Source organism: Parafrankia sp. BMG5.11 (assembly GCF_004337455.1).
This window is the reverse complement of sequence record NZ_SJXI01000018.1, coordinates 56,629-80,129: the sequence shown is the minus strand read 5'-3', so window position 1 is coordinate 80,129 and position 23,501 is coordinate 56,629. Positions and strand designations below refer to the sequence as shown.

Sequence of the window (23,501 nt, the reverse complement as noted above, 5' to 3'; positions counted from 1 at the left end):
CTCAATTCAGCAGCGCGTCGATCGCCTCGGCCAGTTCCACGTCGCGCTGACTGAGGCCACCGGCATCGTGGGTGGTCAGCGTGATGTCCACCCGGTTGTAGACGTTGAACCATTCCGGATGGTGATCGCGGCTCTCGGCCAGCAGCGCCACCCGCGTCATGAACGCGAACGCCTCGCTGAAATCGGCGAAGGTAACGGTGCGCACGATCGCCTTGCCCTCGCGCGAAAGCGACCAGTTGGAGAGTGCGGACAGCCAGGTGGTCCGTTCGGTGTCGGTCAGTTCGGGCACGCGCATCGGATGATCTCCGGCAAGGTTGTCGCGGCCCTGCCCATCGCCTAACCGCCGGGGCGATGCAACCGCCGCTCTTAGTCCGCGATCTGGCCTGTGCCCGGGGGGAGCGGCTGCTGTTCCGCGGACTGTCGTTCGCGCTGGATGAAGGCGAGGCGCTGCAAGTGATCGGCGCGAATGGAACCGGCAAGTCGAGCCTGCTGCGGATCGTCGCCGGCCTGCTGCATCCCTTCGCCGGTTCGGTGGAGCGGCGGGTGGCGGCGAGCCTGACCGACGACCGCTTGCCGCTGGACGAGCATCTGCCGTTGGGAAGCGCGTTCGCGGTGTGGCACCGGCTGGGCGCGGGAGAATACGCTGGGGATGCGTTGGCCACCGTGGGCCTCGGCGGGCTGGCGGACGTGCCGGTGCGGTTCCTGTCGACCGGCCAGCGCAAGCGCGCCGCGCTGCTGCTGACGATCGCCTCCGATGCCCGCCTGTGGCTGCTCGACGAGCCGCTCAACGGGCTGGACACCGCCGGCGGCGAGCTGTTGCTGCGCGCGGTGGAGGCCTTCCGCGCGCGGGGCGGCATGGCGATCGTCGCTTCGCACCAGCCGCTCGCGCTGCCCGACCTGCGCACGCTCGACCTGGCGGAGTTCGCGGCATGAGGGTGCTGGCGATGCTGCGGCGCGATCTGACGCTGGCGTTCGGCGGCGGGCGCGGCGGACCGTGGCTGCCGGTGCTGTTCTTCGTGGCGGTGGCGATCCTGTTCCCGTTCGCGGTCGGGCCCGATGCGCCGCTGCTTGCGCGGACCGGCGGCGGGGTGCTGTGGGTCGCGGCCCTGCTCGCCGCGATCCTGCCGATCGACCGGCTGGTGGCGCCCGACATCGGCAACGGGGTGTTCGACCGGCTGACCCTGCTGGGGGTGAGCGAGGAACTGGTGCTGGCGGTGCGGCTGGTCGCGCACTGGCTCAGCTTCGGTCCGCTGCTGCTGGTCGCCGCCCTTCCGGCGAGCGCCCTGCTGGGCCTGCCGGGCGAGGTGCTGCGCACGCTGCTGCTGGGGCTGCTCGCGGGCACTCCGGGGCTGGCGGCGATCGGCCTCATCATCGCCGCCCTCACCGCCACGGTGCGCGGCGGCACGGCGCTGGGCGGCCTGCTGCTGATCCCGCTCAGCGTGCCGGTGCTGATCTTCGGCGCGGGCGCCCTCGCCCAGCCCGGCGGCGCGGGCATCGCGCTGTGCGCCGCGGTCAGCCTGGCCTTGTGCGCCGTCGCCCCCTTCGCGGCGGCGGCGGCGGTCAGGGCGGCGCGGGAGGGTTAGGCGTAAGGCGGCTTGTCGCGGCCGGTCGGGCTTTGCGTGAAGATCTCGCAGCCATCCTCGGTGATCCCGATCGAATGTTCGAACTGCGCGCTCAGGCTCTTGTCGCGGGTCACCGCGGTCCAGCCGTCGGACAGCATCTTCACCCACGGCCGGCCCAGGTTGATCATCGGCTCGATGGTCATGAACATGCCCGGCCGCAGCTCGGGGCCGGTGCCGGCCTTGGCGGCGTGGACCACTTCGGGCGCATCATGGAACAGGCGGCCCACGCCGTGGCCGCAAAACTCGCGCACCACGCCATAGCGGTGCTGTTCCGCATGTGCCTGGATGGCGGCGCCGATGTCGCCCAGCCGGTTGCCGGGCTTTGCCTGCTCGATGCCGATCATCAGGCACTCGTGCGTGACATCCACCAGCCGCTTCGCCTTCAGCGCGACATCGCCCACCAGGTACATCCGGCTGGTGTCGCCGTGCCAGCCGTCCAGCAGCGGGGTCACGTCGATGTTGACGATGTCACCGTCCTTCAGCGCCTTGTCGCCCGGGATGCCGTGGCACACCACATGGTTGATCGAGATGCAGCACGAATGGGTATAGCCGCGATAGCCCAGCGTTGCCGGCACCGCCCCGCCATCGAGCGTCATCTGCCGCACCACGTCGTCCAGTTCGCCGGTGGTCACGCCGGGCTGCACCATCGGGGCCAGGGCATCGAGAATCTCGGCCGCCAGCCTGCCCGCTTTGCGCATTCCTTCGAACCCGGCCGGCCCATGAAGCTTGATGGTCCCATCCCGCAAAAGGGTCTCGTCACCGGTGACTGTCTGGTATTGGGTCATGCGGTCCATGTAGCGACTTCGGCTCGAATTTCGACAGGTTGAATCACTTGTGCGCCGAGAAAGCGGCGCGGTACGCCGGCTTCACCGCCTCCAGCATCGCCGCCGTCAGCGGAAAATCCAGCTCGTATGCCCCTTCCGCATAAGGACCAGCGACATAGGGGCCGAAGTATACGGAGATCCGGTCGAAGGTCCGCTGGTTGGACGAACCCACCAGGATCGTCGCCTCGTCCAGCCCGGGGCACCCGCCGAAGAAATCGTCCCCCCGCTTCACCGGTTCGCCGCGGCGTTTCGCGCGCTCCCGGTCGAGCGCCTGGCACACCGTCTCGCCCATGGCGCTCCCGAGCGCTGCGGGCGAGGTGAACAGGTCCTCCGACGCGAGGCCCCGCCGATTGGCCTTGTCCCAGACATAGCCCTGCACCCCGTACATGCCATGCGCGCCGCCGGTGAACGTATAGAACTCGTTCGACAGACTGAGGTAGCCGGGCAAGTCGGCGACCACCTTCCATTCCGCGCCGTAGCTGTGCGGATGATAGGGGTAGCCGTTGGCCTTTGCATCCGCCTGCCCCTCCGTGGCCTGCGCGATCACCTCGGCCTTCGCCTTGCCAGCATCCTCCTCCAGCTTGGCAGCCAGTTCCGGGTGTGCGCCGACCTGTGCCGGATAGGAAAATTCGTAGCTGTAGAGGTCGTTATCCTCCTTCACCGCTTGCGCCCTGCCGGCGGATGACGCGGAGGCGGTCGCTTGCGCAGAAGCGCGGCTTGCCTGCGCCGTCACCCCCGTCTTTTCCCGTACCTCAGCGGGCGACGAGCACGCGGTCACCATCGCCAGCAGCGACGGGAGAAGCAGGCGAAGCGGCATTGGAATTCTCCGGGCAAGCGTTACTGCGCATCGTATGATTCAAACGCCCGCGCTTATCCAGCCCGACCGCGGCCAGCCCGCGACCGCTATCCACCTCGTGAATCAGGCCGGCTTTGCCGCCTGGGCGCAGCGGCTCACTCCGGGACAGCGCGCCGCGCTGGAGGCGCAGAAGTTCGACGGGAGTGGCTATCAGGTTGCCATCGTGCCCGATGGCGAGGCGTGGTTCGCGGTCGGCGGCGTCGCGGACCCGGTCGCCTTGTCAAGCTGGTGCCTGGCCAAGCTTTCCGAGACATTGCCGGCCGGCACCTATCGCCTCGCGTCCGGCGAGCCTGGAGCGGCCCTGTTCGGGTGGCAAACCGCGCAATACCGCTTCACCCGCTACCGCGCGGACGAGAATGCGGCGGGCGCGCGCATCCTGCTGACTGGGGAGCCGAAGGCGATCGATCCCGCCGTGGCCGAAGCGCGCGCCGCCATGCTGGTCATGGACCTCGTCAACACCCCGGCAGAGGACATGGGCCCCGCGGCGCTGGAAGCCGAAGCGGAACAATTGGCCAAGGCGCACAAGGCTCATCTCAGCGTCACCAAAGGCGAAGCGCTGGAGCGCGAATATCCTCTGGTGCATGCCGTCGGCCGCGCCGCCGCGCGCGAGCACGCGCCGCGGCTGATCCATCTGACCTGGGGCGATGAGAAGGCGCCGGTGCTCGCGATCGTCGGCAAGGGCGTGTGCTTTGACTCGGGAGGCCTCGACATCAAGGGCGCCGCGGGCATGCTGCTGATGAAAAAGGACATGGGCGGCGCGGCGCATGCGCTCGCACTGGCCCGGCTGGTGATGGACGCGGGGCTCAAGGTCCGGCTTCATCTGCTCATTCCGGCGGTCGAGAACGCGATCGCGAACAACGCTTTTCGCCCGGGCGACGTGCTGCGCAGCCGTAAGGGCCTGACGGTGGAGATAGGCAACACCGACGCCGAGGGCCGCTTGATCCTGGCCGATGCGCTGACCCGCGCCAGCGAGGAAAATCCGGCGCTGGTCATCGATTTCGCGACCCTGACCGGGGCCGCCCGGGTCGCGCTAGGCCCTGATCTGCCGGCGCTGATGACCCGGCGTGACGATACGGCGGACGCTTTGATCGCGGCCGGTCGGGAACAGGATGACGAGGTCTGGCGCCTGCCCTTGCCCGACAGTTATCGCGAATGGCTGAAATCGGACATCGCCGACCTCAACAATGCGCCGACGAACGGTTTTGCCGGAGCGAGCGTGGCGGGCCTCTTCCTCGATCGCTTCGTGGGCGACGACATTGACTGGGCGCACTTCGATACCTTCGCCTGGCGGCCCATCGCCAAGCCTGGACGGCCGAAGGGCGGCGCGGCGCTGGGACTGCGCGCAGCGTGGCACATGCTGCAGGCGCGATTTGGGTAAACTTGCCGCCACACGGATGAGGGGCTAAGCGCGCCCATCCGCGAACCCCGGGGCTCTTGAACACACGTGACCAAGATCGGCGACTACGAAATACCCCAGGGGCAGCTGTCGCTGTCCGGTCCGGTCGCGCGCCCGGCTACGGGCACCCTGCCGATCCGCGGCGACCTGGCCCATATCGCCCTCGCCGAACATTATCTGTGCGCGCATTACGTCGTGCCCCAGCAGCGCCGCGTCGGTGCTGAAAAGGTGACCTTGCTGTGCCAATCGCGCGAAGGCGCTGACGCGGTTACGACCCTCGCCGCCGGCACCACATTTGAAGCGCTCGACTATGCCGGCGACTGGTGCTGGGGCTGCTGCGGACCGCAGGGGCCGACGGGCTACGTGCTTATTTCGCAACTCGAGGCATGACCCGCACGGTTTTCATCGACGGTGCCGCCGGGACGACGGGCCTGGAAATCGCCGACCGCCTCGCCAAGCGGCCCGAGTTCAAGCTGGCCACGCTGAACGAGGCGCGGCGCAAGGAAACCGCTGCTCGCCAGGACGCGCTGAACCAGGCCGATTTCGCGATCCTGTGCCTGCCGGATGACGCCGCGCGCGAAGCGGTCGCACTGATTGATCCCGCCAGCAACGTGCGGGTGATCGACGCTTCCAGCGCGCACCGGGTAAGCCCGGACTGGACCTTCGGGTTTCCCGAAGTGGTCGGCCGACAGGGGGTCGCGGAGGCTCGCCGGGTGTCCAATCCGGGGTGTTACTCGACCGGCTTCATCGCGCTGCTGGCGCCGCTGGTGCGCGACGGCTTGTTGCCGGCCGATTGGCCGTACACTTGTCACGCGATCTCCGGCTACTCGGGCGGCGGCAAGAGCTTGATCGGGCGGTTTCAGGGCGATCCCGACATTGCCTGGCGGGGCTACGCGCTCAATCTCGGCCACAAGCACGTGCCCGAGATGCGCGCTTATACCGGCCTGACCCGGGACCCGCTGTTCTCGCCGGCAGTCGTCCCGGCGCATCGCGGAATGGTGGTCGAAGTGCCGCTTCCGCTGGCGTCCATGACAGGCGCGGCGGCTCCGAATGACCTGCGGGCGTGCCTGGCATCATTCTATGCGGACAGCGCGGTCGTACGGATGGCCGGCGAAGCCGATGGCGAGTTGCTCCTGCGCAGGTCGCGCGAGCCAAGTGATGCGATGGAGCTTCACGTATTCGCCTCGGCCGACGGGTCGCAGGCCCGGCTGGTCGCGATGCTCGACAACCTGGGCAAGGGCGCGAGCGGCGCGGCCGTGCAATCGCTCAATCTGATGGCCGGTCTTCCCGAAACGGCTGGACTGCGTCTGCCCAGTTTATAGGCAGCCGGTGCGCACTGGTGAGGCATCCAGGCGAAGCTGCTGAATGCCATGTCGCATAAACCGCCGCCGCAGACGCTTTCTTGCGCGTCGCGCCCTTTTCACGCAGCGCAGCTTCGCTTAGCGCCGTCCGGCGGCCTTGGCACGATTCTTGAACTTCGTGCGAGTGACGGTGGGCCGGCCCGTTCTGGCACTGGGGACGAAAGTGAAAAAGATCGAAGCGATCATCAAACCCTTCAAGCTCGATGAAGTGAAGGAAGCGCTGCACGAAGTCGGCGTATCGGGAATCACCGTGACGGAAGCGAAGGGCTTCGGCCGGCAGAAGGGCCATACCGAGCTCTACCGGGGCGCGGAATACGTGGTCGATTTCCTGCCCAAGGTGAAGCTTGAGGTGGTCGTGCCGGACGACCAGGCCGAGCGGGTGGTCGAAGCGATCGCCGCCGCAGCGCAGACCGGTCGTATCGGCGACGGCAAGATTTTCGTTTCCACCATCGACAGCGCCTTGCGCATCCGCACCGGCGAGCGCGACGACGCCGCCATCTGACTTAAGCCGCTTCGCGCGGACCATCTAAGGACCAAGACATGCCCACAGCCAAGGAAGTGCTCGACCAGATCAAGGACCAGGAGATCGAGTGGGTCGACCTGCGCTTCACCGACCCCCGCGGCAAGTGGCAGCATCTGACGATGGTCTCGACCGTGCTGGGCGAGGACGAGTTGGAGGACGGACTTATGTTCGACGGATCGTCGATCGCCGGGTGGAAGGCGATCAACGAGAGCGACATGATCCTGAAGCCCGATCTTGAGCGGGTCTATGTCGATCCGTTCAGTGCGACCCCGATGTTGATCGTGTTCTGCGATATCGTCGAGCCGTCGACCGGCGAATGGTACGCCCGCGACCCGCGCACGACCGCCAAGCGGGCCGAGAATTTCCTCAAGTCGACCGGCCTCGGCGATACCGTCTATGTTGGACCTGAAGCCGAGTTCTTCATGTTCGACGACGTGCGGTTCGAAGACGGTTATGCGGCATCGGGATACCGCATCGACGACATCGAACTGCCGACCAACACGGGGCGGGAGTACGAAAGCGGCAACATGGCGCACCGTCCGCGCGCCAAGGGCGGATACTTCCCCGTGGCGCCGGTCGACAGCGCGGTGGATGTCCGCGGCGAGATGGTCACCACGATGCTGGAGATGGGTCTGCCGTGCGACAAGCACCACCACGAGGTGGCCGCCGCTCAGCACGAGCTTGGCCTCACCTTCGGGACGCTGGTCGAAACCGCCGACCGGATGCAGATCTACAAGTACGTCGTGCACCAGGTCGCCCATGCCTATGGCAAGACCGCGACCTTCATGCCCAAGCCGATCAAGGACGATAACGGCAGCGGCATGCACACCCACATCTCGATCTGGAACGAAGGCAAGCCGCTGTTCGCCGGCAACGGCTATGCCGGGCTCAGCGACATGTGCCTCTACTTCATCGGCGGGGTGATCAAGCACGCCAAGGCACTGAACGCCTTCACCAACCCGACCACGAACAGCTACAAGCGGCTGGTCCCCGGGTTCGAAGCGCCGGTGCTGCTCGCGTATTCGGCACGCAACCGGTCCGCGTCCTGCCGCATCCCCTACGGCGCGGGCGAAAAGGCCAAGCGGGTGGAATTCCGGTTCCCCGATGCGATGGCCAATCCATACCTTTGCTATGCCGCGATGCTGATGGCCGGACTCGACGGGATCCAGAACAAGATCCATCCCGGCGAGGCGATGGACAAGAACCTGTACGACCTGCCGCCGGCCGAGTTGGCCGAGGTGCCCACGGTGTGCGGATCACTGCGGGAGGCGCTCGAAAGCCTGGAGGCTGATCACGAGTTCCTGCTGAAGGGCGATGTGTTCACCAAAGACCAGATCGACGCCTACGCCGAATTGATATGGGCGGATGTCACCCGGTGGGAAACCAGCCCGAGCGCAGTCGAGTACGACATGTACTTCAGCGCTTAAGTCTCTCATTGATTTAGGCACGAGGGGCGTCCGAGCGATCAGGCGCCCCTCTCGTTTGCGCCCATGCGCCTTGTCTTGTTGTAATAACGTCTCAGCGCAAAAACATCGACTGTTCCAGCACTTACGGAACGCAGTCGCCCCTGTCCTCCTTCTTAAGTGTAACCAACTTGAAAGGATGGCACATGGAAACCTCCACCCGTTCCGGTGGTGGCGACCTGCGCGAGGAACTCCGCAGCGACGCCTCTACCATTACCGACAGCGCGAAGCAGCGCCTCCAGTCCGAAGTCGACGCCCGCAAGGGCACAGCGGCCGAACAGGCGAAATCGATCTCGTCCGCGCTCGACACCGCCGCTGGCGAACTCAAGGACAGTCCCGACTGGCTGCAATCGATGTTCCGCAAGGGCGCGCAAACCGTGCAGCAGTTCGCAGAGTCCATCGACCAGAAGGATTCGCGTCAGCTGACGCGCGACGTCCAGCAGATGGCGCGCACCAATCCCGCAACCTTCCTCGGCGCCTGTGCGCTTGCCGGCTTTGCAGCGGCTCGCGTGCTGAAGGCGGGGACTGAAAGCTCGAGCGACGCTTACGGCGACTCTGGCAGCGGATTCGATCAAACGACCAACAGTCAGTTTTCCAGCGGCCTGGCTTCGAGTGGAACCGGCAGTAGTTCAGATTCGCAGGGCTTTGGCACATCATCCACCGTCGGCGGAACCTCATCTCCCGCATATTCGGGAGGCACGCTATGACCCGCCAACAGGAAGGCTTTACCCAAGACGGACTCCGTCAGCCCGAGGCCGAGCATGGCGCGGGCGAGAACATCGCAGATCTGATCCGCCAGCTGACCGGGCAAGGCACTCACCTTGCCGAACAACAGCTCAATCTCGTCAAGGCGGAGGTGCGCGAATCCGTTCACGAGGTGAAAATCGCAGCCGGAGAGATGGCCGGCGCGGCGGTTGTCGGTATCGCGGGCCTTGGCGTCACTCTGATGGGCCTAGGCTACATTCTGGGTGCCGCGATTGACAATGTTCCTCTCGGCGTCCTGATCGTCGGCGTCGCAACCCTGATCCTCGCCTACGTGCTCTACAGCGCCGGCAGCAAGAAAGTCAGCTCGGCGCACCTCACCCCTGACCGCACCGTCCGCACCATCGAGCGCACGCCCGATGCGGCGCGCGGCAACCTGACTTCGGAGACCCGGCCATGACCGACCACACTACCACCACAAACCAGGATCCGGCGGAGATCGAACGCGACATCCGCCGCACCCAGGACGAAATGAGCCGCACGGTCGACCGCATCGGCGATCAACTGACCCCGCGTAATCTTATCAATTCGCTGCTCGACAAGGCAGAGGACAATAATATCGACGCGCGTTACCTGCTCGATGGAGCGCGCCGGAATCCGCTTGCGCTGGCGATGATCGCCGGCGGCGCGATCTGGCTGGTCAGCGACAGCGACGCCAAACTGCCCAGCTTCGGCAGCGGCAGCGGTGCTTCCACCGACCGTGACCATCACGACCCGATCCACCGCGATTACGTGGCGCACATGGGCCAACTCGAGCGCACGGAATACGAAGACGACACGGCCTGGCAGCGGCGTCGTGATACGCACCGGGCCAATTACCTTATGCTCGACAAGGGTCATGGCGAAGACGATCACAGCTTCCGCCAGCGCCTTGACGATGCGACCGAAAAGCTGCGCCAGAAGCGCCGCGCGTGGTCGGACAGCGCCAGCCACGCCGGCAGCTCAGTCCGGGATACCGGCAGCGCTGCGGTCGACAAGGCGCAGCAGGCCTATACCAGCAACCCGCTGATCGGCGGTCTCATCGCCGCTGCAGTAGGCGCGATCTTCGGCACATCGTTGCCACTGTCGCGCACTGAGAACGAGCAACTCTCCGGGCTTGGCGGAACTGCGCGGGACATGATCGGCGAACAAAAGGACAAGCTGGTCTCTACCGCCCGTGAGAAGAAAGATGAGTTGGTCAGCAAGGCCGAAAACAGCGCGTCAAGTTCGGCGGCCGGTACTGGGGCTGGACAACAGCCATCCACCAGCAGGACTCCGCAAGCGGGCGAGAGCGGTAGCCCCTTCGGTGCAAACGATAGCGAGAGATCGCTCACCCAACTCGCGGCTGAGGAGAGTGAACCACGCCAGGATACCGACTGGCAATCGACCAACCGCTAACTTGTGAATGGCTCAGTAAAGGCGCCCGCCGATCAACTCGGCGGGCGCTTTTTCGTATTCGAGAATTCGTTTTCCTACAGTGCGTCGTTGTTCCTAATGGCCCCGCCTCCCGCGACCATGAGGTGACCCGATGCAGCGCAAGATCATCTTCGACACCGTCCGCCGCCTGCTCGGGCGAGGTTTCAGCCGCCGCGAGGTGATCGCGCTGGACGCGGCGATCTCCGCCGCCCAGGGGGATGACCCGTTTCCGGGCGATGGCGATATTGGCGGCGAACCGCTGACGATCGGCGCACGCGGCGTGGAATTGATCCGCCAGTTCGAAGGGTGTGCAAAAGTGCGGCCGGATGGCCTCGTGCAGGCCTACCCCGATCCGGGTACAGGCGGGGCACCATGGACCATCGGGTGGGGCGCCACCGGACCCGATATCAAACCGGACACCGTGTGGACCCGTGCTGAGTGCGATGCACGGCTGGACGCTGACATTGCCCGCCACGCGGCTGACGTGTGGGCGGCGATCGGGCAAGCTCCAACAAGCCAGGCACAATTCGACGCGCTCGTGAGCTTCCACTTCAATACCGGGGCGATCGCTCGCGCTACCCTTACCAAGCGTCACAATGCCGGCGAACGTGCCGCTGCCGCAGCCGAGTTCGCGCGCTGGAACCGCGCCGGAGGCCGCGTACTTCCGGGGCTGGTCCGCCGCCGCGCAGCTGAAGCGGCATTGTACCTCGCCGCGGAGTAGGCGCCTGCGGCGGCGCTAACAAAAAAAAAGGCGACTGCCGGAGCAGTCGCCTGTGTAAGTCCAGGGCTCTATCGAGCCCTTTCGGGTCGCGTCATCGTGATAGCGCATCCCGTCCCGCCTGAACCTAGCCGAATGTATGCCCTCGTGCCGCGATTGGCGAGACGTCAGCGATGGCCGAGATCGGTGAGGTTATCTCAGGTTAATGGAACGGCACGCCCGGCTGGCTGTTTGTGGTGCGAAGGAGACATCCAATGCGCATGCTTATGCTAGGCGCGGCCTCGATCGCACTCGCCACCAGCCCGGTCTTTGCCGAACCCGGAAAGGGTAACGGTGGCGGCGGCGGACAGGCTGCAGAAAAATCTCAAGGAAACGGCGGCGGAAAGTCGCAGGCCCAGTCGAACGGAAAAGCTGACCGCGGAGGTCCGCAAGCCAGCCGTCCGTCGCAGGCGGAGCGCGAGCCGAAAGGCAATGCCCGTCAAGGTTCCGAGGCCAAATCAGAGCAGCGGACGGCGGCGCGCGAGGATCGCGCTCGTCCAAGCGGCAACGGCAAGGCAAACACCGGTGCGAAGCAGGACAACAAGGGTGCGGCGCGCGCCAGCAACGGCCGTTCGGACAATCGCCAGGTGCGCCCCGAGCGGGAAACGCGGGAAGCCCGTGACCTTCGCTACGCCGGGCGCGATCCCGATGTCCGGACGGTACGCATTGCCGATTTCGGCTCTGATCGCTCACGCGGGCTGATCCAGGGGTGCCCGCCCGGACTGGCGAAGAAAAACAACGGTTGCACTCCGCCCGGGCTGGAACGGGGCCGCGATGGATATGATCGCTATTACAGTCCTGACTGGTTCGGCTATTCATCGCTGCAGGACGGTCGATATCGCTACGCCGATGGTTACCTTTACCGGACCAGCAATACCGGCTCCGTGCTCGGTTTCCTGCCGCTGCTCGGAGGCGCGTTGTCGGTCGGCAACCCGTGGCCTGATTATTATCAGCCCGCCGAGGTCCCCGACTACTACGTCCAGTACTACAACCTCGGATCGCCCAATTCCTATCGCTACGCAGACGATGTGTTCTATCGGGTCGACCCGCAATCCGATGCCATCACGTCCATTGCCGCGTTGCTGACTGGAGACCGGTTCGCCGTCGGACAGCCCATGCCGGCCGGGTATGACGTCTACAATGTGCCATACGGGTATCAGGACCAGTACTACGATACGCCCGAGTACGATTACCGTTACGCTGACGGCTACGTGTATCAGGTGGATCCCACCACGCAGCTGATCCAGGCTGCTATCGAGTTGCTGACGTGATGGAGAGTACGATGCGCAAGGTCCATTGGTTCGCCGCAGCAGGGGCCGCAGCGCTCCTCGTGCCGCTCAGCGGGTGCTCGGGCGAAGCTGACACTCCGGCCGCCACTGCCGCGCCGGCCGAAGCCGGGACGGGCACGCTCGCGGCCAAGATCGGCAGCGCGCCCGGCCTGACGACCATCTCCGGCGCCCTGTCGGAAGCTGGCCTGGCCGACGTGTTCGACGGGCCCGGCAGCTACACCGTGCTCGCCCCTGACGACGACGCGTTCGCCAAGCTGGGCGACACCGGGAGCGCCCTGACCGAGCCTGCCAACCGGGCGGAATTGGTCGCTGTTCTTCGCGGCCACATCCTGCCCGGACATCTCACCCCGCAAGCGATCAAAACCGCGATCGGCGAGAAGAAAGGTCCCGTGTCGATGCGCAACCTGGCCGGAGATCAGATCGAGTTCTCACTGGACGGCGATGCCATCATCGCGACCGGATCGGGCGGGATCAAGGCGCGCATCGATGGCGCGCCGCTGGTGGCAAGCAATGGAGTCGTGCTGCCGCTTGACGCGCTGATCAAGTCTGCCCAGCCGGAAACGATCAGCTAGAGATTTCAACACGACCGTTAGCGCTCGGGAAGGCTTGATCGGGCTCCGCCTTCCCGAGCGTACTTGTGTCAGTAATCCCTGCTCGCCTTCACTACGAGCGACTCGCGCCCGATGGTTGAGATCGAACCCAGGATCGACAGCCACGACGTGATCCGGAACTCCGCCTGGGTGGCGCTGTAGCCCCTCCCGTCGGTGATGACCTCCACGTAGAACCGGCGACCGATATTCTTGCCCAATGCAATCGCCGTACCGCGTCCCAGCGCCTGATCCGCGCTCACGATGCGCAGCCGGTCGAGCCCGATCGCACTGCGGAGCTGGTTGATCGGATCGAGACCGCCGCCCCCGCGCAGCGATGCCACGGCAGACCCTAGCTGAAGCACGTCGGTCGCCGAAAGTTCCGTGATCGATCCGCCGAACAGCAGCCGCGCAAGGATTTCCTCTTCCGGCAGTCCAGGGGTGGAGGAAAAGCTGATCTCTGGCTGGGCGGCGCTGCCCTGCACCTTGACCGCGACGGAGAGGCCGTCCTTTTCTGTCTCGGCGACGATGTCGAGCCGCGGATCGATCGGGACGCTGTCATCGAAGTTGATGATCCCCCGAGTCAGTTCGAACCGCGTGCCGGCGAATGAGTAGTCGCCGCGGATGACCCGCGCCTCTCCTCCCAGCCGCGGATTGTCGGTCGTTCCGCGCACCCGCACATTCGCCGCCCATTCGCTGTCCAGGCCCATACCGTCCACGTCCACCCGGGCCGGTGCGCGCGCATCGATCAGGTAACGCCATGGCTGGCTAGCGGCGAGACGCGGGGCGACATCGTACGGCAGATTGATCTCGCGTGTCTTGATCTGCGGCAGACGCTCATCGGCAGCCGCCGTACCCAGTCGCCAGCTCGCGCGGTCGACGGTAAGCCGGCCGGCGATGGTCCCGCCGATGCCATTGGAAACGATCCGCATGGGTCCGGTGACTGTCGCTGCCAGACCATTCGCATTGAGCAGGCGAGCGTCGCGCGCGGCCAGCCGAAGGTCGAGTTGCGGCCCCCTGATGCCAAGATCTTCCAGCACGACCGTGCCGCTGCCCACCACGGTTCCTTCGCCTGCGGTCGAGCCGCTGAAGCGGGTGATCCTCAGGCGAGAGCCGCTGAACGTACCTCGGGCGCTGACATTGGTCAGGTCCGTGCCAGACAGGCTCGATTGCAGGCGCAGGTTATCGCCGGCCACGGATCCGCGCACTTGCGGAGCGGCCAGGGTGCCGGTGACGTCGGCGGCCACGGATAAGCGCCCGGTCAGGTCGAATGCGTCGACTGCGGCCAGGCGCCACAAGGCGTCAGCGGGTCCCTGATAGCGGAGTTGGGCGAACAGATCGCCCGCGCGCAGGCGGTCGAACAAGGCGCCAATGCGCGGCAGCCCGACGATCCGCCCCTGCAACCGTCCACGCCGTTGCCCGCCCTCGTCGATCACGGCGCGCGTTTCGAGCCGGTCCGGGGTGAGACGCAGGACCAGGGCAAGATCGATCGGACGCGATGTGAGGACCAGACCAGAACGGCTCAGCCCGGCGATCTTGACGCGGGCCTCTCCGGTCGGAGGAGCCCCTCTGACGCTGCTGTAATCGACCACGCCGGAGATCTTTCCGCCGAGACCAAGGTCCGCATAGATGTCAGCGACCGATAGCGGCATGTCGGACAGCTGCAGACGGGCAACCGTGCTCCCTCCGCCAAACTCGCCCGAGGCGATGATCGCGCCCCCTGCGAAGTTCACCTGAGTCGGCTCCAGCAGCCAGCCCCCGTCGTCCTGCCGCACCAGGATCGCGCGCCGCGGCATCGCAATCGGCCGACCCGCGAACTCGCCGCGCGCCGCCACCGCCACGCGATCGGACGCTATGTTGGCGTTGATCTGCAAGGCGAACCGGCTGCCGCGCCGCCCGGCGACGGACGCGGTCACGGTGCCACTGCCGTTCTCCAGATCGGCACGGGCCGCAAGCCGGCCGATAAACAGGCTGCCATAGCTGACCCCTTGGGCGAAGACGTTGCCGCTGATCGTGCTGCGCCCTTTGACCAGCAACCCGCTTGCTTCGATCCGCGCTTGTCCGATGGACAGCGGAGTAGCGCCGGCGAACCGCGCGTCGTTGGCCGTCAGATTGATATCGAACGCCTGACCGCCCCCGCGCGGAGCGAGCGCGATCGTGCCATCGAGTCCGCCGCCAATCAACGCCAGGGTTCCGGCGACTGCCCCATTTCCAAGCGTGAGTTCACCGGAGACCGAGGTCTTCCATACGTCCAGCTGGCGGATCACCAGCCGCGTCGGGCCATTGGCCGGGGCGAACAGGTCGATCGTCCCATCGAACGATCCAAGGAGCGACTGCCCCCGCGTCTCGATCGCGAACCCGTTCCTGATCGGCGCAATCGCAACCCGCACATCCTTGAGCCCGGCCGACGGGAGCGGATCGGCGAACACCAGCACCGCCTCCGGACCGCGGTCGGTATAAGCTCCCTCGACGGTGAACGTCCCGTAATCCACGTGTCGCCCACGACCGGCGACGCTGGTCCGGCCCGGACGGATCATGCCATCAAGCGTCAACTCGATCTTCGGCGCGTTGATGCGCACACCGCGGAAATCGAGCGGCCGCGCGCCGCCGGTGACGATGCTCCCGCTGAAGGTGATCGGCTGGCCCGCCAGGTTGGCGAGCGTGGCGTTCGTCACTTGCGGGATGCGACCGCGCAAGTCAGCAAGCACGGTCCACGGCGCATTGCCGAACTTGGCCACAATGGTGGCAGCCCCGTTTACTGTTCCGACATTCGGAATGGCGAGGCCGTTGGCCGTGACGGGGCCCGCGACGCGATAGTTTCCAGTGGCGGTATCTCCGGCCAGCGACAGCCGCGCGGTCGCTCCGGGGAAAGCAATCGACAGTCCGTCGCTGGATAACTTGGTACCCTGATAGAGGACCGTACCCTTGATGGTTCCGTCGATCAGCCGCGGATCGACCTGAGCGGTTCCGGTGATGATCCGCGCGACCTGCGCATCAAGCGGGAGGGTCCAGCGTCCGTTAGAATGCGTCGCAGTGCCTTGCTGAATGACCCCGGCAACCTGCGTAGTGCCGGTGACATAGCGACCGATCTCAATCCGGTGTCGGGCGGTCAGGTTGCGGAACGTCCCGTCGAGCGTCGCCGACAGCCGAGCCCCTTCCAGCCGGCTGCCCGGCCCCAGCAACGTTGGATCCTTGATTCGTGCCGAGAGCGCCACGCTGCGGGCAGCGTTCTCGCCCAAGTCCACCGAGCCCTCTGCCCGCGCCGCGAACGCGTTGGTGATCAGGTGCACCGTGCCGTTCAGTACGCTGTTCTTGAGCGTCCCTGTCGCCTTGTAGGAAACAGTTTCGCCGAGCAGACGGCGCGGCAGTCCATCCGCCATGGCCGGCTGCGGCCGCGCCTGGCCGACGATCGTGTAACGCCCGCTCCGGTTGAGAACGCGAAAGGCCGCGAAGTTGGCACCATCGCGCGTGACGTATCCGGAGCCGTCCCACTTGCTCCAGCTCCCCGCGCCGCTCAACTGCGCGCGATAGCCGGCATCGGCGCCGATCAGTCCGGCCAGCACGCCACCTCGTGGCGCGTTGTAGTCGACCTGCAGATCGAACTTGTCGCGGTCCGGCTCGGCATCGATCAGCGCACGAAACGCATCCTGCGCACCGAGGCGCCCATCGGCGTTGACCAGCGCGCGGCCTTCGCGGATGTCTACCTTGGCGCTCAGGTTCGCTTTATGGGCGTCTGGCCCGGCCACCCCGGCGGCAAGGGTCAGGTCCCGGATCGCCAGCCGATCGATCCGAATGTCGAAATTCGGCAGGACCGGGGCGTCGGGATCGCCCGGGTTCAGCTCCGGCAAACGGTACAGCGTGCCGCGATGCGTGACCAGTTCCCGCACATCAAGGCCGCGGGTGAACCAACTCATCGGCCGCCAGTCGAGTTCGACAAGCGGCACGGTCAGGAACTTGCCCTTGGGATCGGACAGCGTGACATCATGCAGCCGCGCCTTGCCGTACAGATTGCCGTCGATCCGTCCGATGGAAACGGTCAGGCCGGAAGCCGGCGCCACCTCGGCGATCCGATCGACGACCCACCGCTGCCCGATGGGGCTGTTGAGCAGCGCCAGCGCACCGACAATCAGCAACAACACCCCGGCGATGAGGCCGACCGCCCACTTGGCCGCGCGCCGCCCCAAGCTCGTCCGGCGCACCGGCTTGCTCGGCGTTTCTGCCACCTCGATCTCGTCGGCCATCAGAACGCCTGGCCCAGCGAGACGTAGACCGCGATCCTGCTATCACCCGGCCCCGGGTTGATCGGCGTGGCAATGTCGAAGCGGAGGGGCCCGAACCCGGTATTGTAGCGCACGCCGATGCCCGCGCCGAAGCGCACCGTATCGAAATCGGGCGTCACGCTGCGACTGACGGTGCCCGCATCCAGGAACGGCACCACGGACAGCGCCCCGTCGAAGAAGCCGGTCTGGACCCGCGCCTCGATCGCACCCTCGACCAGGCTGCGCCCGCCGGTCGGATTGCCGTTGATGTCGCGCGGGCCGATGCGTTGATAGCCATAGCCGCGCACCGACCCGCCGCCGCCCGAATACAGCCGGCGTGACGGCGCGATGTTGTCGAGCTCCGTGCCGGGGATCGCGGCGAACCGGACCCGGCCGGCGACGACGATCTTTTCGCTTGCGCGAAGGTAGGTCGAACCATCGAACTGCCCGCGCAGATAGAAACTTTCCGTCCCCCGGCTGCGCGAAACTTCGGGCGAGAGCCGCAGGCCAGCGCGAAAGCCCTTCTTGGGATCGAGCAGGTTATCGGTCGTGTCGAGCTCCGCGAACAGCGGTATCGCGCCGACGAAGAATGTCTGGCGCGGCTGAACCACCCCGCCCAGCGGCGCCGGGCGCTCATCGGTCGCGACAGCTTCCAGGCCGACGCTCCAACTGAGCGGCTTCTGGAACAGGAGGGTCGATCGCCGCTCATACGTCCCGATCAGCGACACGGTGTTCGCATCGAACGCATCGCTGTCGATGGTGGAAGCGAACGCGTCGACGGTGAGCACCTTGTCGCGCCCGCCGAAATTGTTCTTGCGGAAGGTCACGCCGAGCAACTGCTCCTGCGTGCCTGCGATGCCGCGCACCCGCAATGAACCTTCGGGGGGAAACAGGTTGCGGTGTTCCCAGCTGGCCTCGGCGCGGAAGCCCTCCCCGGTGCCGTAGCCGAGCGCGCCCGCTATCGTCCGCAGTTTGGCCCTCGTCAGCTCCACATCCAGCGCGACCGTCCCCGGTTGGTCGCCAACGGGCGCGGCCACCTCGCGGGGGGTGACCGTCACGGACGAGACGAGCCCGGTCGAAACGATCGCCCGCCTCAGGTCCAGTTCCAGGCTGCGCTGATACACGTCGCCAGCATCGAAGCGCGCGATGCTCGACAGATGCTGGCCCGACAGGAAGCGCGGGAGGTTCGAATTGACCGCGCCGAAAACGTACTTGCCGTTGGGACGCACCGCCAGCGTCAGGTCGCCTTCGGTCCGGGCGTGATCAACCAGCAGTTCCGGCGCGTCGATGGCTGCGAACGGATAGCCGAACTCGCCAAGCGCGGTATCGAGGTTGAACTGTTCCTCGACGATCTTGTCGCTCGACATGAAGTCGCCGGGCTGGATCTCGAAGGCGCGGCGCAACGCCGCAGCGTCGACCGCGGTGTTCAGTTCACCCAGCTCGATCGCGCCGAAGCGGTAGCGGGCGCCCGGGATGATGTCGAAGCGGACTTCGGGCCGGCTACCGGCATTATCATCGCCTGGTTGGATGCTGGCGACCGAGCGGACGACTTGCGCGTCGTAGTAACCATAGACTCGCATCATCGTGTCGAGCAGCGCCTGGTCAGCCTTGGCGCGGGCGGCGAGCTGCGCGACGTTGTCGTCGTCGGTATCGAGTTCGGCGATGGTGGACAGGTTACCGAACCTCTCGGCGAATTCGACCTGCTGAGGGAACGCCGCGTCATCGGGCGGGAACGCGAGCACCAGCTCATCCGTCACCCGCACCACGTCCGCATCCACCAGAGCAGGGCGCGGGTTGGTGGCATCTTCCATGTCTGCGAACTGGATGCTGTCATCCGGCTCCAGCGGCGCGAGTTGCGGCAGCTCGAGATCGTCCGGCCACGGAACGTCGATCGCCGGCAGATCAGCCAGCGGCGAGCTGGGATCAACCTCGACCACCGGTTCTGCCGGCTGGCCGCCCGGCTCGCCCTGCTGAGCCCACTCGACCGGGTTTTCGACCGCCGAGTCGGGAATCAAGTCCTCCAGCGACGGCTCTGCCTGTTGCGCGGCCACCGGCGACGCCGCGAGAGCCGCGCAGCCCAGTGCCAGGACTGCCAGTCTACTCAGAGAAATCGAACTGAGGCAGCGATCCGTCCTTGCCGGCATTGGCGGCGCTCCGCGAACGGCGCGAACCGCTGGCGGCCGCGGCGATAAGCTCGTCATGCCGCTCCCGCGAAAGCCGGCGCCAGCCGTCGCGGCCGAGCAGCTCGATCGGGCGATAGCGGATCTTGTACTGCATGCGGTCGGACCCATCGACCCAATAGCCGAGGTAGACGTAACCGAGCCCATCGTCCGCGGCGCGCCGGATGTGATCCAGGATGATGTAATTGCCAAGACCCGCACGCGCCTCATGTTCCGGGTCATAGAACGAATAGATCATCGACAACCCGTCACCCTGCCGATCAGTGAGGCACGCGGCCACGAGGCGGCCCGGCTTCAACCCGTCGGAGGGCTCCCTGTATTCAACGACGTAGCTGGTTACCGGCGTATGTTCCACCATATCCGCGTAATCAATTTCGTCCATCGCGGCCATCCCGCCACCGGGGTGGCGCACGCTCAGATACTTGCGCAGCAGATCGAACTGCTCACCAGTGGCCCACGGCCGGCATTCGGCGGCGATCAGCCCCGAATTGCGCTTCAGATTGCGTTTCTGAGTGGTCGATGGGGCGAAATCCCTCACCGGCACGCGAACCGAAACGCACGCCTGACAGTCCACGCAGCTGGGGCGGTAAGCGACTGTCTGGCTGCGGCGGAAACCGATCCGTCCGAGCGCCTCGATCAACTGGTCCGCATGGGGGCCCTTGAGCTCGGTGAACACCTTCCGCTCGCTGCGGCCCGGCAGATACGGGCACGGCGCGGGGCTCGTCACGAAGAACCGGGGAAAGCGAACAGGGGCCGTCACGGGAGCTGCCAGGGTCCTCTCGCGGATTTGAACGAACGCGTCCGCCGCGTGCCCGAGGTATGCCCAAAGGGAACCGGCGGTAAAAGACCCTTAACCATCTATCGCGGTTAACGGAAACCTACTTTGCACAGTTGCGAAGTGGTTTTCGGGCTTCCGCTCAGCCGAGCTCCACCTGATGGACCGAGTATCCCGAGGCGGTGAGCGCGGCGACCAGCGCCTCGATCTGGTCCTTGTCGCGAGCCTCGCATTCGATGTCGGTGATGAGCCCCTTCGCCGGCAACGACGTGAAGATGCGCTGATGATAAATCTCGATGATGTTGACGTTGTGCGCGTCGAATTCCTTCATCACCTTGTACAGCGCGCCCGGGCGGTCCTGCAGGGTCACGCGGAGCCGCGCGAGCCGGCCGGATCGGGCCAGGTCGCGCAGAAGCACGTTGGCGAGCAGTCGCGGGTCGATATTGCCGCCGCACAGCACCAGCCCCAGCTTCTTCCCGGCAAACCGATCGGGATGAGCGAGCACTGCGGCCAGACCGGCCGCGCCGGCACCCTCGACCACGGTCTTCTCGATCTGCAGCAGCAGGCTGACCGCGCGCTCGAGCTCGGCCTCCTCCACCAGCAGGATGTCATCGACCTTCTGAGCGATGACCCGCGAGGTGAATTCGCCCGGTTCCTTGACCGCGATCCCCTCGGCCAGGGTGTCGCCGCCGCACGGCATGGGGGTGTTGTTGATGCGCGAATACATCGACGGGAACAGCGCCGCCTCCACCCCGACGACTTCGATCTCCCGCCCGGTCGCCTTGGCGACGGTGGCCATGCCGCTGATCAGGCCTCCGCCGCCGATCGGAACCACCAGGCAATCGATCTCCGGCGCATCGGCCAGCATTTCCAGCGCGACCGTACCCGCGCCCGCCGCGACGTGCGGATCGTCAAACGGGTGGACGAAGGTCAGGCAGCGCTCCTGCTCCAGCTGCCGCGCGTGGGCATAGGCATCGTCGAACGTTTCACCTTCCAGCACAACGTTGCCGCCGACGCTCTCGGTCTGCATGATCTTCACGCTCGGAGTCGTGCGCGGCATCACGATCGTCACCGGCACGCCCAGGCGCGTGCCGTGGTAGCTCAGCCCTTGTGAGTGATTGCCGGCAGAGGCTGCGATGACGCCACGGTCACGCTGCTCTTGCGTCAGCTGCAGCAACGCATTGAGCGCACCGCGTTCCTTGTAAGCGGCGGTGAATTGCAGATTCTCGAACTTGAGCCAGATTTCGGCGCCGACGATGTTCGACAGCGTTTGCGAGTGCATCGTCGGGGTGTGCACGACTGCACCGGCGATGCGCTGCGCCGCGGCAAGGACATCGTCATTGGTCAGCGGCAGGTTCGTGTTGGCGCTGGTTTCGGTCAGGCGGGCGGCGGCGGTCTGGGTCATCCCGGCGCCCTAGGCCAGATACGATGCTAGGGAAACCGGCGAAACATTCGCGTCAACTGGCGGCCTGCATCTGGGCGATGAGTTCGCCGTCGATCGCCTTGCTGGCCTGGTACGCCTCGCGCTCCCGAAAGCGGCCAGCATAGCCTTCGAAACTGCCGCGGGTCGGAATCGAGCCGAACTGCAGACCCCAGTCCACGGCGCTGCCGACATAGACATCGGCCATGGTGAAACGACCCCCGCAGACGTAATCGTGGCTGGCAAGCCAGCCGTCGAGCGCGTCGATCGTGCGGTCGAAGTTTCCAAATCCGGCCATGCCCTCGCGCTCGGGAGGAACCTCCCACCCCATCGCCCTGGTCACCACCGCTTGCTCGAGCGGGCCGGCGGCGAACAGCAGCCAGCGGAAGTAGTCGGCCTTCTCGTGGGTCTGCGGCAGCAACGCGGGCGCGGACAGTTCGGCCAGATAGTGACGGATGGCCGCGGTCTCGGTGATCACATGATCGTGGCCGCCATGGTGGTGAACCACCGTCGGCACCTTGCCCATCGGGTTGAGCCTGAGGAGGTCGCCCTTGTCCTCCCAGTCGACCAGCACCTGGTCATAATCGGCATCCGCCTCGTGGAGCGCCCAGCGCGCGATCTGGCCCCGGCTCATGGGGTTTGTGTAAAGCGTGTATTCGGCCATCGTCTGCTCTCCTGCGGGCTCAATCGCGGTCCGGCGCGCCGGGAGGAAAATAGCCGCGGAAGGGGCGCGCGTCCTCGATGCAGCGGGATACCGGGGCGAGCGCGAGAAGCTCGGCGCGCAGCCGCTTGAGGTGCGGATGATCGTCGGGGATCGGCTCCACCCAGTCGGCGTAGAACAGCGAAGGGGCCGCGGCGCAGGTGACAAGGCTGACGTGCGGGGGAACAGTGTTGCCTGCCATCCAGTCCTCCAGCCAGCGATACACGCGGCGCAGGGATTCCTTCGCGCTCGCGATCTCGGCCTGATCGGGACTTTCGCCGCCCACGATGTGCGCCAACACCACGCGGGTCATGTGGTGCATGACGTAGTTATCGAACACGCGGTCCAGCATCCGGGCGACGACCGCCTCCGCCGGATCGGCCGGGATCAACGGCGCCGCGCCGGGGTGGTGCACCGCTAGGTATTCCACGATCGCGGTTGCCTCCACCACCGTGGTGCCGCCATCGATCAGCACCGGGAACTTGCCCGCGGGGTGTGCCGCCGCGACGAAAGCGCCATGCTCCGCGCCCTCACCCGGGTCGACCGAGCGGAACTCGAAGGGGGTCTCGTTTGCATAAAGCGGGATCAGCACCTTCCAGGTGTAGGACGAGAACGGATGACCATAGAGCTGCAGCATCACCAGGTCCCCGCCGCCATTTTGCGCTGGCGTTCAGCCTCGCGCTCGCTCTTCGCGCCGATCGGGCCTTCCGCCGGGTAAGGCGGCAGCTTTCCGCCAGGCCGGTAGGTGGCGATGACCGTGCCTTGGTCGGTCACCCGGTGGTCGATCATCTCGAATTTGTCGACGGGGGTGCCGCCGCCGAACAGCCGCTTGCCTTGGCCGAGCACCACTGGAAAGGTCATAAGCACCAGTTCGTCGATCACGCCCGCTGCCAGCAGGTCCGGATAGATCGTGCTCGATCCCTGAATGATGATGTCGGACCCTTCGCTGTGCTTGATCCGGGCAACATCCTCGATGCCCGCAAGGCGATGGCTGTTCTGCCATTCGAGGGGCTGATCGCCGCGGGTCAGCACATATTTGTTCGCCGCGTCGAACGCGTCGCGCATCGGCCGATTTTCAGGCTCTTCCGCATAGGGCCAGTAAGCTGCGAAGATGTCATAGGTTCGCCGGCCCAGCAGCAGGTCGTAGTCGCCCGAAAAAAGTGCGCCAAGGGTCTCCTCGATGCCAGGGTCCCACATCTTGAACATCCAGCCGCCTTCGTCGAACCCGCCCTGGGTGTCCTCAGTGGGGCCGCCGGGCGCCTGCATCACGCCATCGAGCGAGAGGAAGCATCCCCCCGTGATCTTGCGGGCCATCGTCAGTACGCCGCCAGC

At 66.0% G+C, this 23,501-nt stretch carries 23 protein-coding genes; 13 read left to right on the top strand and 10 right to left on the bottom strand.

Translation table 11 applies throughout. The features are described from left to right. Position 1 precedes the first annotated feature (1 nt). Positions 2-295, bottom strand: a complete 294-nt coding sequence (locus E0504_RS14620) for a 4a-hydroxytetrahydrobiopterin dehydratase (protein ID WP_131624801.1) — start codon at positions 293-295, stop codon at positions 2-4. A 56-nt stretch (positions 296-351) separates the two neighbouring features. Here E0504_RS14620 and ccmA point away from each other — a divergent pair, with 56 nt between their 5' ends. Next, on the top strand, positions 352-933 hold the full coding sequence (gene ccmA, locus E0504_RS14615) for a heme ABC exporter ATP-binding protein CcmA (protein WP_131624800.1): 582 nt from the start codon (positions 352-354) through the stop codon (positions 931-933). Then, complete coding sequence (locus E0504_RS14610; protein ID WP_131624799.1) at positions 930-1,583, top strand: heme exporter protein CcmB; 654 nt, start codon at positions 930-932, stop codon at positions 1,581-1,583. Before ccmA ends, E0504_RS14610 begins: the two co-directional genes overlap by 4 nt. Here the strand turns inward: E0504_RS14610 and map are convergent. Both map and E0504_RS14600 read right to left on the bottom strand, forming a co-directional pair. Next, entirely contained in the window at positions 1,580-2,407 is an 828-nt protein-coding gene (map, locus tag E0504_RS14605) for a type I methionyl aminopeptidase (protein WP_131625002.1), read from the bottom strand. The genes E0504_RS14610 and map overlap by 4 nt on opposite strands. Before the next feature lie 43 nt (positions 2,408-2,450). Then, positions 2,451-3,263 carry a DUF3298 and DUF4163 domain-containing protein gene (locus E0504_RS14600; protein WP_207912547.1) on the bottom strand — a complete coding sequence of 271 codons (813 nt, stop codon included), beginning with the start codon at positions 3,261-3,263 and terminating at the stop codon, positions 2,451-2,453. 34 nt (positions 3,264-3,297) lie between these two features. Here E0504_RS14600 and E0504_RS14595 point away from each other — a divergent pair, with 34 nt between their 5' ends. The 11 genes from E0504_RS14595 (at position 3,298) to E0504_RS14545 (ending at position 12,820) form a co-directional block, all read left to right on the top strand. Then, the gene (locus E0504_RS14595; protein ID WP_131624798.1) at positions 3,298-4,680 is read left to right on the top strand and encodes a M17 family metallopeptidase; all 1,383 of its coding nucleotides are present in this window, start codon (positions 3,298-3,300) and stop codon (positions 4,678-4,680) included. Positions 4,681-4,746: 66 nt separating this feature from the next. Then, on the top strand, positions 4,747-5,088 hold the full coding sequence (locus E0504_RS14590) for a hypothetical protein (RefSeq protein ID WP_131624797.1): 342 nt from the start codon (positions 4,747-4,749) through the stop codon (positions 5,086-5,088). Then, on the top strand, positions 5,085-6,020 hold the full coding sequence (argC, locus tag E0504_RS14585) for an N-acetyl-gamma-glutamyl-phosphate reductase (RefSeq protein ID WP_131624796.1): 936 nt from the start codon (positions 5,085-5,087) through the stop codon (positions 6,018-6,020). Before E0504_RS14590 ends, argC begins: the two co-directional genes overlap by 4 nt. Before the next feature lie 202 nt (positions 6,021-6,222). Next, positions 6,223-6,561, top strand: a complete 339-nt coding sequence (locus tag E0504_RS14580; protein ID WP_131624795.1) for a P-II family nitrogen regulator — start codon at positions 6,223-6,225, stop codon at positions 6,559-6,561. Between the two features lie 38 nt (positions 6,562-6,599). Further along, positions 6,600-8,009 carry a type I glutamate--ammonia ligase gene (glnA, locus tag E0504_RS14575; RefSeq protein ID WP_131624794.1) on the top strand — a complete coding sequence of 470 codons (1,410 nt, stop codon included), beginning with the start codon at positions 6,600-6,602 and terminating at the stop codon, positions 8,007-8,009. A gap of 182 nt (positions 8,010-8,191) precedes the next feature. Continuing rightward, positions 8,192-8,752, top strand: a complete 561-nt coding sequence (locus E0504_RS14570; protein ID WP_131624793.1) for a hypothetical protein — start codon at positions 8,192-8,194, stop codon at positions 8,750-8,752. After that, positions 8,749-9,207 (top strand): phage holin family protein, encoded by a 459-nt coding sequence (locus tag E0504_RS14565; RefSeq protein WP_131624792.1) that lies wholly within the window; start codon positions 8,749-8,751, stop codon positions 9,205-9,207. Before E0504_RS14570 ends, E0504_RS14565 begins: the two co-directional genes overlap by 4 nt. Then, complete coding sequence (locus E0504_RS14560; RefSeq protein ID WP_131624791.1) at positions 9,204-10,184, top strand: DUF3618 domain-containing protein; 981 nt, start codon at positions 9,204-9,206, stop codon at positions 10,182-10,184. The genes E0504_RS14565 and E0504_RS14560 overlap by 4 nt, the downstream gene beginning before the upstream one ends. A gap of 130 nt (positions 10,185-10,314) precedes the next feature. Next, positions 10,315-10,923 (top strand): lysozyme, encoded by a 609-nt coding sequence (locus E0504_RS14555; RefSeq protein ID WP_131624790.1) that lies wholly within the window; start codon positions 10,315-10,317, stop codon positions 10,921-10,923. Positions 10,924-11,174: 251 nt separating this feature from the next. Further along, on the top strand, positions 11,175-12,230 hold the full coding sequence (locus tag E0504_RS14550) for a hypothetical protein (protein WP_131624789.1): 1,056 nt from the start codon (positions 11,175-11,177) through the stop codon (positions 12,228-12,230). A gap of 11 nt (positions 12,231-12,241) precedes the next feature. Continuing rightward, positions 12,242-12,820: a fasciclin domain-containing protein gene (locus E0504_RS14545; protein ID WP_165938517.1), complete on the top strand. Its 579-nt coding sequence runs from the start codon at positions 12,242-12,244 to the stop codon at positions 12,818-12,820. 68 nt (positions 12,821-12,888) lie between these two features. On the opposite strand, the gene E0504_RS14540 is transcribed toward E0504_RS14545, so the two are convergent. From E0504_RS14540 to E0504_RS14510, 7 genes are all read right to left on the bottom strand, one after another. Next, positions 12,889-17,076, bottom strand: coding sequence for a translocation/assembly module TamB domain-containing protein (locus tag E0504_RS14540; RefSeq protein WP_131624787.1), 4,188 nt, complete (start codon positions 17,074-17,076; stop codon positions 12,889-12,891). Further along, positions 17,076-19,145, bottom strand: coding sequence for an autotransporter assembly complex family protein (locus E0504_RS14535; RefSeq protein WP_207912546.1), 2,070 nt, complete (start codon positions 19,143-19,145; stop codon positions 17,076-17,078). Before E0504_RS14535 ends, E0504_RS14540 begins: the two co-directional genes overlap by 1 nt. Before the next feature lie 46 nt (positions 19,146-19,191). Next, the gene (locus E0504_RS14530) at positions 19,192-20,034 is read right to left on the bottom strand and encodes an arginyltransferase (protein WP_131624785.1); all 843 of its coding nucleotides are present in this window, start codon (positions 20,032-20,034) and stop codon (positions 19,192-19,194) included. A 157-nt stretch (positions 20,035-20,191) separates the two neighbouring features. Further along, the gene (locus E0504_RS14525) at positions 20,192-21,454 is read right to left on the bottom strand and encodes a threonine ammonia-lyase (RefSeq protein ID WP_131624784.1); all 1,263 of its coding nucleotides are present in this window, start codon (positions 21,452-21,454) and stop codon (positions 20,192-20,194) included. A 52-nt stretch (positions 21,455-21,506) separates the two neighbouring features. After that, a complete protein-coding gene (locus E0504_RS14520) occupies positions 21,507-22,133 on the bottom strand; it encodes a glutathione S-transferase family protein (protein WP_131624783.1) in 627 nt (208 codons plus the stop codon). Between the two features lie 19 nt (positions 22,134-22,152). Further along, complete coding sequence (locus E0504_RS14515; protein WP_207912545.1) at positions 22,153-22,806, bottom strand: glutathione S-transferase family protein; 654 nt, start codon at positions 22,804-22,806, stop codon at positions 22,153-22,155. After that, positions 22,806-23,483: a dihydrofolate reductase family protein gene (locus E0504_RS14510; protein ID WP_131624781.1), complete on the bottom strand. Its 678-nt coding sequence runs from the start codon at positions 23,481-23,483 to the stop codon at positions 22,806-22,808. The genes E0504_RS14515 and E0504_RS14510 overlap by 1 nt, the downstream gene beginning before the upstream one ends. Between the last annotated feature and the right edge of the window lie 18 nt (positions 23,484-23,501).

What these genes read in the sequence shown, in the direction of transcription:
- E0504_RS14540 (WP_131624787.1), bottom strand. Translation starts at nt 17,076, where the DNA reads ATGGCCGACGAGATCGAGGTGGCAGAAACGCCGAGCAAGCCGGTGCGC.
- E0504_RS14620 (WP_131624801.1), bottom strand. Translation starts at nt 295, where the DNA reads ATGCGCGTGCCCGAACTGACCGACACCGAACGGACCACCTGGCTGTCC.
- map (WP_131625002.1), bottom strand. Translation starts at nt 2,407, where the DNA reads ATGACCCAATACCAGACAGTCACCGGTGACGAGACCCTTTTGCGGGAT.
- E0504_RS14595 (WP_131624798.1), top strand. Translation starts at nt 3,298, where the DNA reads ATGATTCAAACGCCCGCGCTTATCCAGCCCGACCGCGGCCAGCCCGCG.
- E0504_RS14520 (WP_131624783.1), bottom strand. Translation starts at nt 22,133, where the DNA reads ATGGCCGAATACACGCTTTACACAAACCCCATGAGCCGGGGCCAGATC.
- E0504_RS14570 (WP_131624793.1), top strand. Translation starts at nt 8,192, where the DNA reads ATGGAAACCTCCACCCGTTCCGGTGGTGGCGACCTGCGCGAGGAACTC.
- argC (WP_131624796.1), top strand. Translation starts at nt 5,085, where the DNA reads ATGACCCGCACGGTTTTCATCGACGGTGCCGCCGGGACGACGGGCCTG.
- E0504_RS14515 (WP_207912545.1), bottom strand. Translation starts at nt 22,806, where the DNA reads ATGCTGCAGCTCTATGGTCATCCGTTCTCGTCCTACACCTGGAAGGTG.
- ccmA (WP_131624800.1), top strand. Translation starts at nt 352, where the DNA reads ATGCAACCGCCGCTCTTAGTCCGCGATCTGGCCTGTGCCCGGGGGGAG.
- E0504_RS14550 (WP_131624789.1), top strand. Translation starts at nt 11,175, where the DNA reads ATGCGCATGCTTATGCTAGGCGCGGCCTCGATCGCACTCGCCACCAGC.
- E0504_RS14525 (WP_131624784.1), bottom strand. Translation starts at nt 21,454, where the DNA reads ATGACCCAGACCGCCGCCGCCCGCCTGACCGAAACCAGCGCCAACACG.
- E0504_RS14565 (WP_131624792.1), top strand. Translation starts at nt 8,749, where the DNA reads ATGACCCGCCAACAGGAAGGCTTTACCCAAGACGGACTCCGTCAGCCC.
- E0504_RS14560 (WP_131624791.1), top strand. Translation starts at nt 9,204, where the DNA reads ATGACCGACCACACTACCACCACAAACCAGGATCCGGCGGAGATCGAA.
- E0504_RS14610 (WP_131624799.1), top strand. Translation starts at nt 930, where the DNA reads ATGAGGGTGCTGGCGATGCTGCGGCGCGATCTGACGCTGGCGTTCGGC.
- E0504_RS14555 (WP_131624790.1), top strand. Translation starts at nt 10,315, where the DNA reads ATGCAGCGCAAGATCATCTTCGACACCGTCCGCCGCCTGCTCGGGCGA.
- E0504_RS14510 (WP_131624781.1), bottom strand. Translation starts at nt 23,483, where the DNA reads ATGGCCCGCAAGATCACGGGGGGATGCTTCCTCTCGCTCGATGGCGTG.
- glnA (WP_131624794.1), top strand. Translation starts at nt 6,600, where the DNA reads ATGCCCACAGCCAAGGAAGTGCTCGACCAGATCAAGGACCAGGAGATC.
- E0504_RS14545 (WP_165938517.1), top strand. Translation starts at nt 12,242, where the DNA reads ATGCGCAAGGTCCATTGGTTCGCCGCAGCAGGGGCCGCAGCGCTCCTC.
- E0504_RS14600 (WP_207912547.1), bottom strand. Translation starts at nt 3,263, where the DNA reads ATGCCGCTTCGCCTGCTTCTCCCGTCGCTGCTGGCGATGGTGACCGCG.